This is a genomic window from Sinorhizobium sp. BG8 (genome assembly GCF_016864555.1).
Classification (GTDB): domain Bacteria; phylum Pseudomonadota; class Alphaproteobacteria; order Rhizobiales; family Rhizobiaceae; genus BG8.
Genome location: NZ_CP044011.1, coordinates 2,618,453 through 2,632,392 on the forward strand (window position 1 = coordinate 2,618,453; position 13,940 = coordinate 2,632,392).

Consider the following 13,940-nt stretch of genomic DNA (forward strand, 5'->3'; position numbering starts at 1 on the left):
GTCCCGGCCCGCAAAGACACGGGACGCGGCTCATGGCCGCTGGATGCGGCGAGGTCAGGCCTTTCCGCTGGGACCTCGCCGGTGCTGGAGTTCGCCGCGTTCGGGCAGGGGATTTCGTGCAATTGCGACCTCTGAAGGCTGATCTTTCTGCCCTGCGCGATGCACTGCAGCCGCTTTCGGCGCGGGTACTTGCGGACAATTCCTCACACTTCGGCAGAACCTCGAAGATCGTGCTGTTCCTGTCGGCATCCAGCGTCGAAAGGCGCGCGATCTCGGCCTGCGGCACCGGAAACACGCTGGAGACCGCCTGGAAGGCGGCGGTCGGCAAACTTGGAAAGCTGCTGCCACGGGAAGAGGACTGGCGATGGGTGAAGGCCGATCTTGCCCACTCGATCCGTGCATGGTCGCCCGAGGCCCTCGTGTCGGAAATCGCCGAGACCCGCCGCAACTTCTTCCGGCGCGGGATCGCCTTCGATCCGAATTTCAACATGGCCTTCATGGAACAGGAGCTGAACGGGATCGGCGGGATCAGCTTCGATGGCGAGAAGCGGCTGATCCTGCGCTTCGACCGCATCAACCGCTACCTCAAGTCCTCGCGCAAACTTGCGCCGCTTTCGCCTGACGTCGGTGGGCGCGAAGCATGGTACACCTTCGAGACATCAGGGGTCTTCCGCGACAGGACGCGTCCGGACGAACCGGTCCGGACCCTGATCAGCGGAGGATACGGGAACGGAATCCGGGCCGAGCCAACCGCTGCGCACGACCTGCGGAACCTGGTCGAGAGCGCCGGCCTCTACCTCGCTCGCCAGCTCCGCGCCGACGGCTCGTTCGAGTACGGCTATTTCCCGGTCGGGCAGGAGCCGATCGGCACCTACAACATCCTGCGTCACAGCAGCACGCTCTACTCGATGCTGGAGGCGTGGGAGGCAACGGGCAATCGTGAAATCGCAGCCGGGGTGGAGAAGGGGCTCGACTATGTAGTCCGCGAAGCCTTGCGCCCCGCCGGCGATCGCGCGGTGGTGGTCGACCATGCCAACAAGGGCGAGATCAGGCTCGGCGCCCAGGCCGCCTTCATCCTCGCGGTCGCGAAATACACCGGGCTCACCGGGGACGACCGCTATCTCGATGCAGCGCGCCGGGTCGCCGGCGCGATCGTCGATCGCTTCCTCGATTCCTCGACCGGCGGGTTCGTTCATGTGCTCGACGGAAGCGACCTGACGGTCAAGGAGGCCTTCCGCATCATCTTCTACGATGGGGAGGCGGTGCTGGCGCTCCTGCGCCTCCATGAACTCGATTCAAATCCGCTGTGGCTGGAAAAGGCAAAACTGGCCTTCGACAATTTCGTCCGCACGGATCACTGGAAGCATTTCGACCACTGGCTCGCCTATTGCTCCAACGAGATCACCCGCTACCTGCCGCAACCCCAGTATTTCGAGTTCGGCCTGAAGAATGCCTTCGGCAATCTCGACTTCATCTACCATCGCGACACTGCCTATCCGACCTTTCTGGAACTGCTGATGGCGAGCTGGAAAATGATTGGGCGGATGCGCGAGAGCGGCCTGGACATCCGTGAGGATGCACACCCCGCCCTTCTGGCGGCGATCCACCACCGCGCGGAGCACCTGCGCTACAGCCGCTTCTATCCCGAAATGGCGATGTACTTCCTGAAGCCCGGATCAATCGCCGGAAGCTTCTTCATCCGCCACCATGCCTTCCGCGTGCGGATCGACGACGTCGAGCATTTCATCTCCGGCTATTGCCTCTATGCCGCCGCTTTCGGCCACATCGGCGCCGGTGGAGATCGCGTCTTGCCGGAGCGCGCCTGAGAGCGTCTATCCGAACGCGACCTCGAGGTTCTGGCGATCCTGAGAGATCACCTGGCATTTGGTTTCCAGACCTTCGCCCTTGATGGCGAGGATGAACTCGGGAGGAATTCCTGCCGAACTGGATACGGAAAGACCCGCGCCATCGGCGCCGAGGGACTTGATGGTGCAGTCAAGGGTCGAGCGCCGATCGTTGAAGATGATCGAACCTGCCTTCAGGACGCGCCGGCGGGACCCCATCTTGTGATCGGCACGGATCGCGTTCCAGGAAATGCACTGGTTCCGCCCGTTGTGCTTGGCCTGATACATCGCGGCATCGGCCTGGGCCAGCATCGTCTCGATGTCCTTGGTGACGATCGACAGCGCCGACACGCCGAAGCTCGCCGTCACGTTCAGCGAGCCATAGCTGCCATGGACAGGCTGCGACGAAATCGCAGCCCGCACTTTCTCGGCGACCGTGAGTGCGCCCCTCGTGTCGAGATGCGGAAGGATGATGACGAACTCTTCGCCGCCGAAACGGCCGAACAGGTCGCCAGCCCTAAGCACACTCCTGCAGGTTGCCGCGACCGCCTGGAGAACCTCGTCACCGGCCGCATGGCCATAGGTGTCGTTGACCCTCTTGAAATGGTCGATGTCGAGGACGATGCAAGACAGATCGTGCTGGTGCCGCAGCGCGACGGAGATCAGGCCGTCGGCCTCCTGCTTCAGGGTGCGCCGCGTCAGCGCTTCGGTCAGGCTGTCGGTCGTCGCCAGTTTCAGAAGCTGGATCCGGTCCATCGCCACACCCGCCAGTTCCTCAAGGATCAGGAGATCCTTGTTCCCGAAGGTCCTCGGCCTGCGATCGATCGCGCAGACCGTCCCGACGGTGTGCCCGTCCTTCGTCTTCAGGGGAACGCCCGCATAGAAGCGGATATGGCTTTCGCCGGTGACAGCGGGATGCTGCGCAAACTGCGGGTCCCGGGTGGTATCGTGCACGATGATCGGCTCCTCGCCGTCGACCACGAATCGGCAGAAACTGTCCCTTCGCGGAACCTCGTCGGCTGAAAGCCCGGAGCACGCCTGGTACCATTGACGGTGCGCGTCGATCAACGACACGAGCCCGATCTCGATCGTGAAGATCTCCTTGATCAGCCGCACGATCCGCTCGAAGCCCTCGTCTCTCGGGGTATCGAGGAGGTCAAGCTCTTCGAGCGCGGCCAGACGATCGATTTCCCGCCTTTTCGCGTCTGCTGACGATTTGCCGAATGGCGTTGCCACTACCAATGGTGCCTTCCTCCTCAAAGCGGCCGGAACAATGATGGGTCTCATACAATGGTGAAGGAATTCAATACGCTTGCCGCACCAATTCGCTCAATTCCTTGACTGCTGCGCCGGCCGGTCGCCGGGGTGGGGTGAGGGCGGCGCAATTCGTCGCGCCTCTGTCATTGCCCGGAACAATCACGAGTTGCCAAAAGCAGTCGAATGTCACAAGCTTGCTGCCATGCGGCCATAGGATCTCGCCAGCCGGAGCAGATTGCGGAACATGACAACTGCCTCTTCCCTCGAGCCTACAAACCATGGCGTCGCCAGCATCTGCCGGGGGTGCTGGGATCAGATGCGCGTGCCCATCCCAATCCGTGGTGCGCTCGCGCTTCCCTTCCGCGCGTTCGGCATCACCCGCAGCAAGATGAATCCGAACATCTGCACGATCTGCGAACGCTCCTTTCGATACGTCAAGAAACAGCGCCATATCACCGCGAGGGCAACGATCCTGTTTGCCGACATGAGGGGGTTCACCGTCCTGTCGGAGAGGATCGAAGCGGTCAGGCTCAGCGAGATCGTCAGTCTGTTCCAGGATCGGTGCGCCCAGGCGATCTGGGCTCACGACGGGATCGTCAACAAGCAGATGGGCGACGGCCTGATGGCGATCTTCAACTTTCCGATCGCGATAAAGGACCACGCAACAGCCGCCATCCTGGCGGCGATCGACATACAGCGAAACTGCTCCGCAGCGCTCGACGCCCTGAACGCGAGCCTCGGCGGCTTGCCGGGCCAGGTGCCCGGCGTCGGCATCGGCATCCATACGGGCGATGTCGAGATCGGCGAGTTTTCGAGCTTTCGAAGCGATTTCACCGCAATCGGCGGTGCGGTCAATCTGGCCGCAAGACTCGAATCCCAGGCAGGCGCGGGCGAGATCCTGGTATCGGCAGCCAGTGCGGCCGAGGCTCCGGGCCTCGTTGCCGATACCGAAGCGCGCCTGCTTTCGCTGAAGGGCATAGAACAACCCGTTGAGGCGAGGGTGCTTGTGAAGAGCTGATCGGGATCCGGCGGAAGGACGAGGGCAGGATGGGGGGAGAATTGCTTTCGGTTCCGGAACAAGGGTTTGCGTCAAGACAGGGAAGTACAGCGTGAAGGGTGGGCCCGAACAACGTGGCACGCCTCCGTCGCTGTCCGGCGTTGCATCGGGTGGAACTGCAAGAAGGAGAGCAGGCAATGATCCGCATGGGCAAAAAGTACAGCCATTTGATCCACGGTCTCGGCTGCGGCTGCCTCTCGCCCGAGGTCCAGCAGGCATCGCGTCGGCTGGATGATCTCACGCGAAGGGGGCTCCTGGCCGGCATGGGTGCGGCCGTGTTTGCCGCCGGCAGCCCGCGGCTCGGCCTCGCGCAGTCCTCATCCCCCACGCCTAAGATCCTTTTTAGGCAGGCGAGGCTCTTCGACGGTACATCCTCTACGCTTCGGCCGAACGTACAGTTGCTGGTCGAGGGAAACAGGATCGTTTCCATCGACACGACGAACAACCCGCCGCCGGCCGACGCGACGGTGATCGACTGCGCGGATCGCGTCCTCATCCCGGGCCTGATCGACGTGCACTGGCACACGCTCTTTGCGGCGGTTCCCGCGCTCGTCGCCTCGACGGGCGAACCCGGTTTGATCTTCACGGCATCGACGGCAGAAGCCGAGCGCACGCTTCTTCGCGGCTTCACCACGGTGCGCGATCTCGGCGGGCCGGTCTTCACCTTCAAGCAGGCGGTCGACAACGGCACGATACCGGGTCCGCGCATCTATCCCTCCGGCGCCTTCATCACGACGTCGGGCGGCCACGGCGATCTGCGCATGCTCTCGGAGATCCCGCGAAGCCCCGGTGAGCTCAGCAGTGTCGAGGAGTTCGGAGGCGCGATGATCGCCGACAGCATCGGCGAGGTACAGCTTCGCGTTCGCGAACAGTTGCTGCAGGGCGCCTCACAGGTCAAGATCGTCGGCGGCGGAGGCGTTTCGTCGCCGCGAAGCCCCCTCGACATGACGACGTTCAGCCTCGAGGATCTCACTGCCGCAGTCGCAGTGGCCAAGGACTGGAACACCTATGCGACCGTCCATGCCTATACCCCGCGGACCATCCAGCGCGCCCTGGCCGCGGGTGCCGCCTGCATCGAGCACGCGCATCTGATGGATGAGGAGACGGCAAAGCTCATCGCCGACAAGGGGGTGTGGCTCAGCATCCAGCCGTTCCTCTCGGTGGAGGACTCGGTGCCTCTGACGGGACCGTCCGCAGAGAGGCTGCACCAGGTATTTGCAGGCACGCTTGTCGCTTACGAGCTTGCGCGCAAGTACAACATCAAGACCGCCTGGGGCTCGGACATGCTGTTTTCGCCCGAGATGACCGCGCGCCAGGGAACGATGCTGACGCATCTCTCCCGCTGGTACACCAATGCCGAAGTGCTGCGGGCCGCGACCTCGACCAATGCGGAACTCCTGGCGCTCTCCGGCCCGCGCAACCCCTATCCGGGCAAGCTCGGTGTGCTGGAGGCAGGTGCATTTGCGGACATGCTCGTCGTCGACGGAAATCCCCTTGATGACATCAACCTCCTCAACGACCCCGACAAGAGCCTCGCGGTCATCATGAAGGACGGCAGGATCTACAAGAACACGCTGGGCACGTAGGGTTTGGCGACAGGCCCTCGCATCAGGCTGAGGAGATCTGAGGGGATCGATTGAAAGCGGGAGCGCTGTTCAATGCACGCGCAATGCATGGGGGCGAACGCGGCTGCATTTCCGCTTCTGGGCCGGGAGCGGACATCGTTTCCGTGGTCGAGTATGGGCATCGGACCACCTGTCAGAAAGCCGATTAAGGTCGACATCGGGAGTTGCGATAGGCTGCCGTTCCTCCGAGTTGCTCCTGCTCTTCGCGGGTAGCCGCGCCTGCGGCGAAATTTTTACACGATCGCCATCCGTTCAAACCGCCAAGAGCAATTTTGCCTGTTGGTATCGCGCCATGCCCAGGGACAGGATGACCAACGATTGCCAGACCTGTGGCCAAACAGTCGGTCTCAAAACCGTGCGGACAGCTCGGACGAATGTCCGATATTGACATTTATAAGCAACTTGTATACAAGATGTCTATGATATTCGGCGATGGTTCAAGTGGTGCCGCCTCCAGTCAGCGCCCCGAAGCTGCGCAAGACATCGTCTATGCCTGGTTGAAACAACATGTGCTGACTTTACCACGCCATGAGACAACGTTTTTGACGGAATCGCAGGTCTGTCGGGAAACAGGTGTGTCGCGAACCCCCGTCAGAGAAGCTTTCTTGAGACTTGAGGCAGACGGTCTGCTGAAAATTCTGCCGAAGAAGGGGGCGTATATCTCGCCGATCACCGACGCGGAGGTGGTCTCAATCATGCAGGCGCGCCGTTTGGTGGAGGAGTGGTGTGCGCAGCAAGCGAGCCGCTTGGGCGTTGCGGTGGCTGACGAACTGGACCGATTGATCGCCTTGCAGGAACAGGTTCGAAACGATCCTGTCGCCTTCATAGAGAGCGATCGGGAGTTCCATCGTACGATCGTGAGGGCCGCGGGAAACCCGATACTCGTGGTGTTCTATGAGAGCCTTCGTGATAGGCAGGTGCGCATGGGCGTGCATGCGATCTCTGTCGGCAGCCGTATTGATGAAGTGCTGGTCGAACACAGGGCGATCGCGCAGGCCATCCGTGAATCAGCGGCAGATCGGGCGGTCGCCGCGGTGGGCACGCATTTGGAACTGACACTCGCGGCGCTGCGAGCGCCTGTGTTCGGCGATTGGTCGTCGAACCTGCAGGCAGGATAGCGTCGGACTCGACACCACCATGGAAACTCAAATTGCAGGAATGGGCATCGGATAGATCAAATCGACATTGAGGGGCCGGACATGGAACCAGTCTTTGACGTAATTGCATTCAGGCAGGCGTTAGGGCAGTTCCCAACCGGAGTATGCGTGGTCACGAGCGTGATCGGCATGGATAAACTCGGTGTGACGATAAGCTCCTTCAATTCGCTTTCGCTTGATCCACCGTTGATCCTGTTCAGTATCGATCATCGTGCTGCCAGCCTCCCCCTGTGGCGGAAGGCGAAAGGCTATACGATCAACGTCCTGTCCGAAAATCAGGCGGATGTGTCGAGCCGCTTCTCTCGGCCCCTGACCAACAAATGGGAAGGCATCGCCTGCCAGTTAGAGGCGGGGCACGGCCTCGTGCTGCCCGGCGCTGCGGCGCTGTTTCATTGCGCGCGCTGGGCCGTGCACGAAGGCGGCGACCATTTGCTGTTCATCGGCAGGGTAAAGTCGTTTCTGTCGTTCCGCGATCGCCGGCCACTTGTGTTCATCGGGGACGATATGCTGCCCTGGAGTCCGGAGTGAGCGACGAAACGTCCTGGCCACTGGCCATCCACTACTGAGGGAAAAGTCATGCTGAAAACAGGTTCGCAGCATACAGAGACCCTACGCGACGGCAGGCAGGTATATATCAATGGCCAGCTTGCGGGTGATGTGACGACACATCCGGCCTTTCGCGAAACCATTCGCTCCGTCGGACGGCTCTACGATTTCCAGAGTGCAGATGAGAACCGATCACTCATGACATTCGACATGGAGGAGACCGGCGATCGCGCGAGCCGCATCTGGCAGATGCCGAAGACCTATGCCGAACTCGTGGAGCGCCGCAAGGCACTCGAGGCCTGGGCAACATTGCATTGCGGCTTTCTAGGTCGGGCCCCGGACCACGTCGCCTCCTGTCTTGTCGGCATGATGATGGGTGCCGAGATATTTCACGATCATGATCCGCAGCGCGCCGCAGCGTTGGCAGACTATTATCGCCACGCCCGCGACAACGACCTTTACCTGACATATGTGATCATTAACCCGCAGGCAGACCGCTCCAAGGCTGCGAGCCAGCAACAGGACCGCACCTTGACGGCGGGCGTCGTCGACCAGGACCAGGAAGGCCTGACGATACGCGGCGCGAAGATGCTGGCAACCGGCAGCATCATGGCAAACGAGGTCCTGGTCACCTGCATCCAGCCGCTCACTGAGGGCGATGAGCCCTATGCGGTCTCCTTTGCCGTCCCGATGAATGCGCGCGGGTTGAGGATCATGTCGCGCAAATCCTATGAGGAGTACGCGACAAGCGTCTTTGACAGTCCGCTCTCCAGCCGCTTCGACGAGAACGATGCAATTCTCTATTTCGACGATGTCAAAGTGACTTGGGACCGGGTCTTCATCAATCAGGACATCCGCATGTGTCAGCGGCAGTTCCATGCAACGCCCGCCCATGTCATGCAGAACTATCAGGCGCAGATCCGCTTGATGGTGAAGATGCGCTTCCAACTGGGACTGGCGCACCGCATCGCGGAAACCAACGGCATCGTCAGTTTCCCGCAGGTGCGCGAGACGCTTGGTCTCCTTGCCGCACAGACCGCGATGGTCGACGCACTCGTGCAGGCCATGGAAGTCAAGGGGCAGGCCCATGGCAAGTATTTCGTTCCGGATGCCCACACCCTCTATTCGGCGCAGGTGCTCACCCAGAAGCTTTACCCTGAGGTCATTTCGGCGCTCAGGGAGTTGGCAGGCGGCGGGCTGATAATGCTGCCCTCGAGCGTCGATGACTTCGCTGATCCGCAGTTGAGGGCCATGATCGAGAAAACACAGCAATCGCCTGCCACGAGCGGCGAAGGCAGGGTCAAGCTTTTCAAACTCGCCTGGGACGCGATAGGCTCCGAATTCGCCTCCAGGCATACCCAGTACGAGATGTTCTACGCGGGTGCGAACTTCGTCACCAAGAACCACAGTTATCGCACATGCGACTGGGACGCGCGCACCAGGCTGGTCGACCAGATGCTCGACTCCTACACGCTCGACGGCGCGCTTCGCACCAACAAGGCGGCGGCGGCATGAGCGCGTTTCGGTCCATGTTCAAGGATCACAAGGAATTCCACCGGGTGGATATGGAGGAGGGCTGGCAAGTTCCGCCAGGCTATCCCCCTGGCATCGAGCAGAAAATCCTGGCGGGACGGCTCGACGAAGCGAACCGTGAAGGCAACCGCACGAGATTGCTGCGTTTCCTGCCGGAGGCGCATACCGACAAACCATTCGTGCACGACTATTGGGAAGAGGTCTATCTGGTGGAAGGCGATCTCGTCGTCGGCGATCCATCTACCGGAACCACGTCGTTTCCGGCTCACACCTATGCCTGCCGTCCCCCGGGCGTCCTTCATGGACCGTTCAGGTCCGAGACGGGCTGCCTGCTGCTGGAGATCCACTACTATGACCAGCGTCCCGGCGGACATGACTGAAGTGTGCCCGCGCATGAAATACGTTCACGGATCAGCACCGGTGCCGCCACCCCTTACAGAAGCGGGCTTGGAGTTGTCGCAGGTATAGTGGAGGAGTTGGCAGCTTTTGGCGGCCAGAACCGGATATCATTTCCGGTTCAAACCTAGGTTTTCGTGGCGAGTAGGCCATGATCCCGACCACCCTCTGCCAATGTCCGCAGTCGTCGCTTAGCCGTCGTTAACACGGTCCTTCAAGCGCGATGTCGCGAAGTCGAGGAAAACCCTGACCTTCTGCGGTATCCGCCCTCGGGAAGGGTATATGACGCTGGCGGGCCACGGGTCGGGTTCGTAGTCGTCAAGAACCGTTGTCAGCATGCCCCGTGCAATGGCTTCTCGCGCCTGGTAGGAAAGGACACGGGTCAAGCCCAACCCCGCAATCGCAGCGTCAATTGCGGCCTCGGCTGTGTTGACGACAAGTCGGGAGTGGATTGGTATGCTTTCCACCGATTGACCAGTCGTGAAGGACCAGTTCTCGGTCGACGTGATGCCCTCGAAGCTGATGCAATCATGTCCTGGCAGGTCCGTCGGCTGTGAGGGCGCTCCCCGTCCCTCGATGTAGTGAGGGCTTCCGCAAACGATGCGCCTGATCGTTCCAATGTTGCGGAACACGAGACTGCTGTCTGGCAGCTTGCCGATGCGAACAGCGAGATCCACATGCTCTTCCGGCAGGTCGACAAGCCGATCCGATTGGATCAAGCGCACATTGATTTCCGGATAGGTCTTCAAGAACTCGGCGATGACAGGCAATACGTGCAGGCGGCCAAACACGATCGGCGCAGTGATGGTGAGATTGCCTCTCGGCGCGCGAAACTCACCTCCGGCAGTGCGTTCGGCTTCTGCCACGTCTTCCAGAATACGACGGCAGGAGGATACGTAATCTGTACCCGTCTCCGTAAGAATCAGGCCTCGACCCGCCCGTTGGAAAAGGCGCGCTTCAAGGTGCGTCTCCAGTTCGGAGATTTTTCGGCTGACAGTCGCCAGCGGCAGGCCGAGCTTGCGCGACGCAGCCGTCAGGCTTCCCGCATCTACTGCCGCGATCAAGATCGACATTGCTTCCAGACGATCAGCCATGCTTCCAAAAATCGAGAGAATGATTTTCGATTTTACAGGATAGTCGCGAAATTCGGAAGGACCTAAATTCCGTCATCGACAGGCACGGAAGGAAATCCAATGCTCCGCTTTGCAATTCGCACCACCATTGAAGCCGCTTCGCCTGCATCACAGCCGCTTCCGAGCTGAGCTTAGGGCAATTCCATCAGGCGTGACTTGAGACGATCGGGGTGTAGAACCATGTACGAGACCGATTCCAATTATTCCAGTGACGTCGCCTTTACCTCTGCGGTGAAGGCGATACAGACGCGCAAGGGATCAAGGCCGTCCTATTCGAGGATGGAAACTGGCGGTTCCTGGCAGACGACGATCACCAAGGAGCTCGCCGCTTTCATCGAAAGCCGGACAACTGTCTTTCTGGCAACAGCGAACGCGGCGGGGCAGCCTTACATTCAGCATCGCGGTGGGCCTGCCGGGTTCCTGAAAGTCCTTGACGACAAGACAATAGGATTTGCCGATTTCGCAGGAAATCGACAGTACATCACCCAGGGAAACCTCTCGGAAAACCACAAGGCGCATCTCTTCCTGATGGACTACGCTCATCGGCAGCGCGTCAAGATTTGGGGCGAGGCTCGCGTGGTCGAGGGCGACGACGATCTGACCGCTCGGCTATTCCCCGAGGGGTATCGTGCTCGGGCGGAGCAGGCGATCCTTTTTTCCGTCACAGCATGGGATGCGAACTGCCCTCAGCACATACCGCAGATGTTTGATGCCGCGGCAGTTCAGTCAGCCTTGGCTGAGAAGGATCGGAGGATCACCGAACTCGAAAGGGAAATCGCACGATTGAGTGGGGCGTGAGCACAAGGCCGCCTGGGGTTATTCACGTCCGCCTGTCCGCAGTTGGCGCAACGCGGTCATGGACAATCGGCCGAACCCGAGGTGCGAGGCTGATCAGGCGAAGATTGGCGACCGCCACAGGGTGCGGATGCCGATGATCGGTCTTGGCCCAAAGCGGTCATCCGTGCCCCGCATTCCGCGCGAGGCGCCATGCCAGGAAAATGCCAATAGATAAACAATGCGCAACTAAAACCGCCGAAGTTGATCATTTCGGCGTGAGCCTCATTAGTCTTGCGTTCTGGCTGTCTTCAAGAGGCCAAATCGAGCCGTCTTTCACGATGGTAACATCGCGGATTCTGGCACCAACATCGCAACGATCTGTTCGGCGAACGTTTTCTACGCCGTCGAAATGGACCCTTATCAAGCCTCTGCCAGCTAGCGCGCCGATGAGAGCGGTGCCCTCCCAAACTGGAACAAGTCGCCCGGTATAGAATTCCAGTCCGACGGGCGCGGTGACCGGTGTCCAGTAAATGACGGGAGCTTCGAATTCCGGATGGGGCTTGTGATCGGGAATTTCGGAGCCGTCGGCAATGCCCGATTTGTTTTCCGTGTAGACAAATCCACGGCCTATTCCTGATCCGACACATAGTTTCACATTGTGATGTCACGTCTTCAGAGCATCAGACGTGACATCGTGAGCAGTTGTGGGTTACTGCGTCCTGGTGGCGAGCGCCTTCACGATTGCCTCGGCGAATGCCTTGGCCGACGCTGGGTTCTGGCCCGTGATAAGACGGTCATCGACAACAACCTTGTTTTCGAAAATCGGCGCTTCTTTGAATGTCGCACCTGCGTTCTTCAGCGCGCCCTCAAGCTCAAAAGGAACGATCTTGTCATACTGGCGGGAAGCTTCCTCTTCTGCCGTGAAGCCTGTGAGCTGGCGCCCCTTGATCAGGCTTTCGCCATTGCTCAGCTTGACGTTCAGAAGACCTGCCGGACCATGGCAGACTGCGCTGACGATGCCGTTGCTCTCGTAGATCTTCCTGACAATATCCTGCAGATTGGTATCGTTGACAAAATCCCACATTGGGCCGTGGCCGCCGACGAGTTGGACAGCCGCATACTGCGAGGCGTCGATGTCAGAAAGCTTGATCGAATTGGCGATCTTGTTTCGGTGATCCGGATTGGTCCAGAATGCGAGTGTCGCAGGATCCTTTAGATCGAATCCATCAAAAGGCGATAGGCCGCCCTTAGGACTTGCGATGTCGAAATCGATACCAGCTTCATCAAACACTTCTACGGGATGCGTTAGCTCGGGGAACCAGTAGCCACCGACGAGTTCGGGTGTTTTCTTGTCCAGGCTGGACACGACGATCAGAATTTTTTTCTTCGCAGTTTCAGTCGTCTGCGCGAAAGAGTGGACAGGCAACGCGACAAAGGTGGCGATGGCGACGCAGATACCAGCGACATGGTTTAAGAGAGACATATCCGTTCCTCAACTTGTTGATACGCTCTCCATATGTTCAGCTTCGATTAAAAACATAAGTGCCATGCTTCTATATGGATTGTTTAGAAAACCATCGTTATCTATCTGCCGCGCCATGTGAGGTGGCCTGCGAAAATTGTGTGGCTGGATAGATGAGATGACGCGTCACGATGCATTCGACGGACTGTCGGAGTTTCTAGCAATCGCAAAACATAGAAGTATTCGTAAGGCTGCATTGGAGCTTGGCGTGACGCCAGGTGCGATCAGCCAGGCGTTGCAAAAGCTGGAACGCAGGCTTTCGACTCCTTTGTTTCATCGCACAACCAGAAAGATATCACTAACAGAAGCAGGTGAAGGGCTTCTGGCGAAGATAGGCCCGGCCGCTCATTTGATTGAGGCAAGCTTTGAGGAGACGCTTCAGTCTTCAAGCGAACCGTCCGGGACGCTTCGTCTTATCGTGGAGAGGCTTGCTATTCCGCACGTCATGGAGCCCGTGATGCCCCTGTTCAGAGAAGCTTGGCCGCTGGTGAATGTCGACGTAACTGTCAGTAATCAGCATCACGATTTTGTTGCGCAAGGTTATGATGCAGGCATCTTGCTCGGATCCTATGTCGCGCAGGAAATGATCGCTATCAGGCTGTCACCACCGTTCAGTTGGGCAGTTTTCGGTTCTCCGGAGTATTTCAGATCGCACGGGAAGCCTCGAACACTTGGCGAGCTAACGCAGCACCGATGCATTCGATTTCGACGCCCGGAAAAAGGAGACATCTATAGGTGGGAGTTTCTCGACCAGGGTCAGACCGTGCGCTTGGAACCGAATGGACCCATCACGGTGAACGATGGGGAACTCATGCGGCAATTCGCCTGCCAGGGGCAAGGCCTCATATATTCGTCAACATTCCATACGTCGCGCGAGCTCGCTCAGGGCTTGCTCGAACCTGCCTTGCTTAATTACTCTCCCGGCGGCGACGGCCTCTTCCTCTATTTTACCAAGGCCGCCCAGGGTCAGCCAAAGTTGCGAGCGTTCATTGATGCTTGCTCGAAACTACGCAAGCAGTCCAAAGCAGGGACTTGATGCATAGCTAACTCCTACCTTAGGCGGTAACGCCTTCAGCCCTGCCTCGCAATGGTA

At 59.5% G+C, this 13,940-nt stretch carries 12 protein-coding genes; 9 read left to right on the forward strand and 3 right to left on the reverse strand.

Annotation, left to right across the window (positions count from 1 at the left end):
• Positions 1-32: 32 nt before the first annotated feature.
• Entirely contained in the window at positions 33-1,826 is a 1,794-nt protein-coding gene (locus F3Y30_RS12445; RefSeq protein ID WP_203423020.1) for a poly(glycerol-phosphate) alpha-glucosyltransferase, read from the forward strand.
• A 6-nt stretch (positions 1,827-1,832) separates the two neighbouring features.
• Here F3Y30_RS12445 and F3Y30_RS12450 read toward each other — a convergent pair whose 3' ends face one another.
• Positions 1,833-3,086 carry a sensor domain-containing diguanylate cyclase gene (locus F3Y30_RS12450; protein WP_203423021.1) on the reverse strand — a complete coding sequence of 418 codons (1,254 nt, stop codon included), beginning with the start codon at positions 3,084-3,086 and terminating at the stop codon, positions 1,833-1,835.
• 259 nt (positions 3,087-3,345) lie between these two features.
• Here F3Y30_RS12450 and F3Y30_RS12455 point away from each other — a divergent pair, with 259 nt between their 5' ends.
• The 6 genes from F3Y30_RS12455 (at position 3,346) to F3Y30_RS12480 (ending at position 9,399) form a co-directional block, all read left to right on the forward strand.
• The gene (locus tag F3Y30_RS12455) at positions 3,346-4,119 is read left to right on the forward strand and encodes an adenylate/guanylate cyclase domain-containing protein (protein WP_203423022.1); all 774 of its coding nucleotides are present in this window, start codon (positions 3,346-3,348) and stop codon (positions 4,117-4,119) included.
• 176 nt (positions 4,120-4,295) lie between these two features.
• Positions 4,296-5,744 (forward strand): amidohydrolase family protein, encoded by a 1,449-nt coding sequence (locus F3Y30_RS12460; protein WP_203423023.1) that lies wholly within the window; start codon positions 4,296-4,298, stop codon positions 5,742-5,744.
• Positions 5,745-6,157: 413 nt separating this feature from the next.
• Positions 6,158-6,901, forward strand: a complete 744-nt coding sequence (locus F3Y30_RS12465) for a GntR family transcriptional regulator (protein WP_246752730.1) — start codon at positions 6,158-6,160, stop codon at positions 6,899-6,901.
• 81 nt (positions 6,902-6,982) lie between these two features.
• On the forward strand, positions 6,983-7,468 hold the full coding sequence (locus F3Y30_RS12470; protein WP_203423024.1) for a flavin reductase family protein: 486 nt from the start codon (positions 6,983-6,985) through the stop codon (positions 7,466-7,468).
• A 48-nt stretch (positions 7,469-7,516) separates the two neighbouring features.
• Positions 7,517-9,001: a 4-hydroxyphenylacetate 3-hydroxylase N-terminal domain-containing protein gene (locus F3Y30_RS12475; protein WP_203423025.1), complete on the forward strand. Its 1,485-nt coding sequence runs from the start codon at positions 7,517-7,519 to the stop codon at positions 8,999-9,001.
• Positions 8,998-9,399, forward strand: coding sequence for a cupin domain-containing protein (locus F3Y30_RS12480; protein ID WP_203423026.1), 402 nt, complete (start codon positions 8,998-9,000; stop codon positions 9,397-9,399). The genes F3Y30_RS12475 and F3Y30_RS12480 overlap by 4 nt, the downstream gene beginning before the upstream one ends.
• Positions 9,400-9,606: 207 nt before the next feature.
• Here the strand turns inward: F3Y30_RS12480 and F3Y30_RS12485 are convergent, their stop codons facing one another.
• Positions 9,607-10,509 carry a LysR family transcriptional regulator gene (locus F3Y30_RS12485; protein WP_203423027.1) on the reverse strand — a complete coding sequence of 301 codons (903 nt, stop codon included), beginning with the start codon at positions 10,507-10,509 and terminating at the stop codon, positions 9,607-9,609.
• A gap of 219 nt (positions 10,510-10,728) precedes the next feature.
• On the opposite strand from F3Y30_RS12485, the gene F3Y30_RS12490 reads away from it, so the two are divergent.
• Complete coding sequence (locus F3Y30_RS12490) at positions 10,729-11,346, forward strand: pyridoxamine 5'-phosphate oxidase family protein (protein ID WP_203423028.1); 618 nt, start codon at positions 10,729-10,731, stop codon at positions 11,344-11,346.
• A 688-nt stretch (positions 11,347-12,034) separates the two neighbouring features.
• On the opposite strand, the gene F3Y30_RS12500 is transcribed toward F3Y30_RS12490, so the two are convergent.
• A complete protein-coding gene (locus F3Y30_RS12500; RefSeq protein WP_203423030.1) occupies positions 12,035-12,808 on the reverse strand; it encodes a type 1 glutamine amidotransferase domain-containing protein in 774 nt (257 codons plus the stop codon).
• A 157-nt stretch (positions 12,809-12,965) separates the two neighbouring features.
• Between F3Y30_RS12500 and F3Y30_RS12505 the strand changes: the two genes are divergently transcribed.
• Positions 12,966-13,883: a LysR family transcriptional regulator gene (locus tag F3Y30_RS12505; RefSeq protein ID WP_203423031.1), complete on the forward strand. Its 918-nt coding sequence runs from the start codon at positions 12,966-12,968 to the stop codon at positions 13,881-13,883.
• Positions 13,884-13,940 lie beyond the last annotated feature (57 nt).

Coding starts and splice junctions, on each gene's coding strand:
- F3Y30_RS12475 (WP_203423025.1), top strand. CDS start 7,517: ATGCTGAAAACAGGTTCGCAGCATACAGAGACCCTACGCGACGGCAGG.
- F3Y30_RS12465 (WP_246752730.1), top strand. CDS start 6,158: ATGTCCGATATTGACATTTATAAGCAACTTGTATACAAGATGTCTATG.
- F3Y30_RS12445 (WP_203423020.1), top strand. CDS start 33: ATGGCCGCTGGATGCGGCGAGGTCAGGCCTTTCCGCTGGGACCTCGCC.
- F3Y30_RS12460 (WP_203423023.1), top strand. CDS start 4,296: ATGATCCGCATGGGCAAAAAGTACAGCCATTTGATCCACGGTCTCGGC.
- F3Y30_RS12480 (WP_203423026.1), top strand. CDS start 8,998: ATGAGCGCGTTTCGGTCCATGTTCAAGGATCACAAGGAATTCCACCGG.
- F3Y30_RS12490 (WP_203423028.1), top strand. CDS start 10,729: ATGTACGAGACCGATTCCAATTATTCCAGTGACGTCGCCTTTACCTCT.
- F3Y30_RS12505 (WP_203423031.1), top strand. CDS start 12,966: ATGACGCGTCACGATGCATTCGACGGACTGTCGGAGTTTCTAGCAATC.
- F3Y30_RS12485 (WP_203423027.1), bottom strand. CDS start 10,509: ATGGCTGATCGTCTGGAAGCAATGTCGATCTTGATCGCGGCAGTAGAT.
- F3Y30_RS12500 (WP_203423030.1), bottom strand. CDS start 12,808: ATGTCTCTCTTAAACCATGTCGCTGGTATCTGCGTCGCCATCGCCACC.
- F3Y30_RS12470 (WP_203423024.1), top strand. CDS start 6,983: ATGGAACCAGTCTTTGACGTAATTGCATTCAGGCAGGCGTTAGGGCAG.
- F3Y30_RS12455 (WP_203423022.1), top strand. CDS start 3,346: ATGACAACTGCCTCTTCCCTCGAGCCTACAAACCATGGCGTCGCCAGC.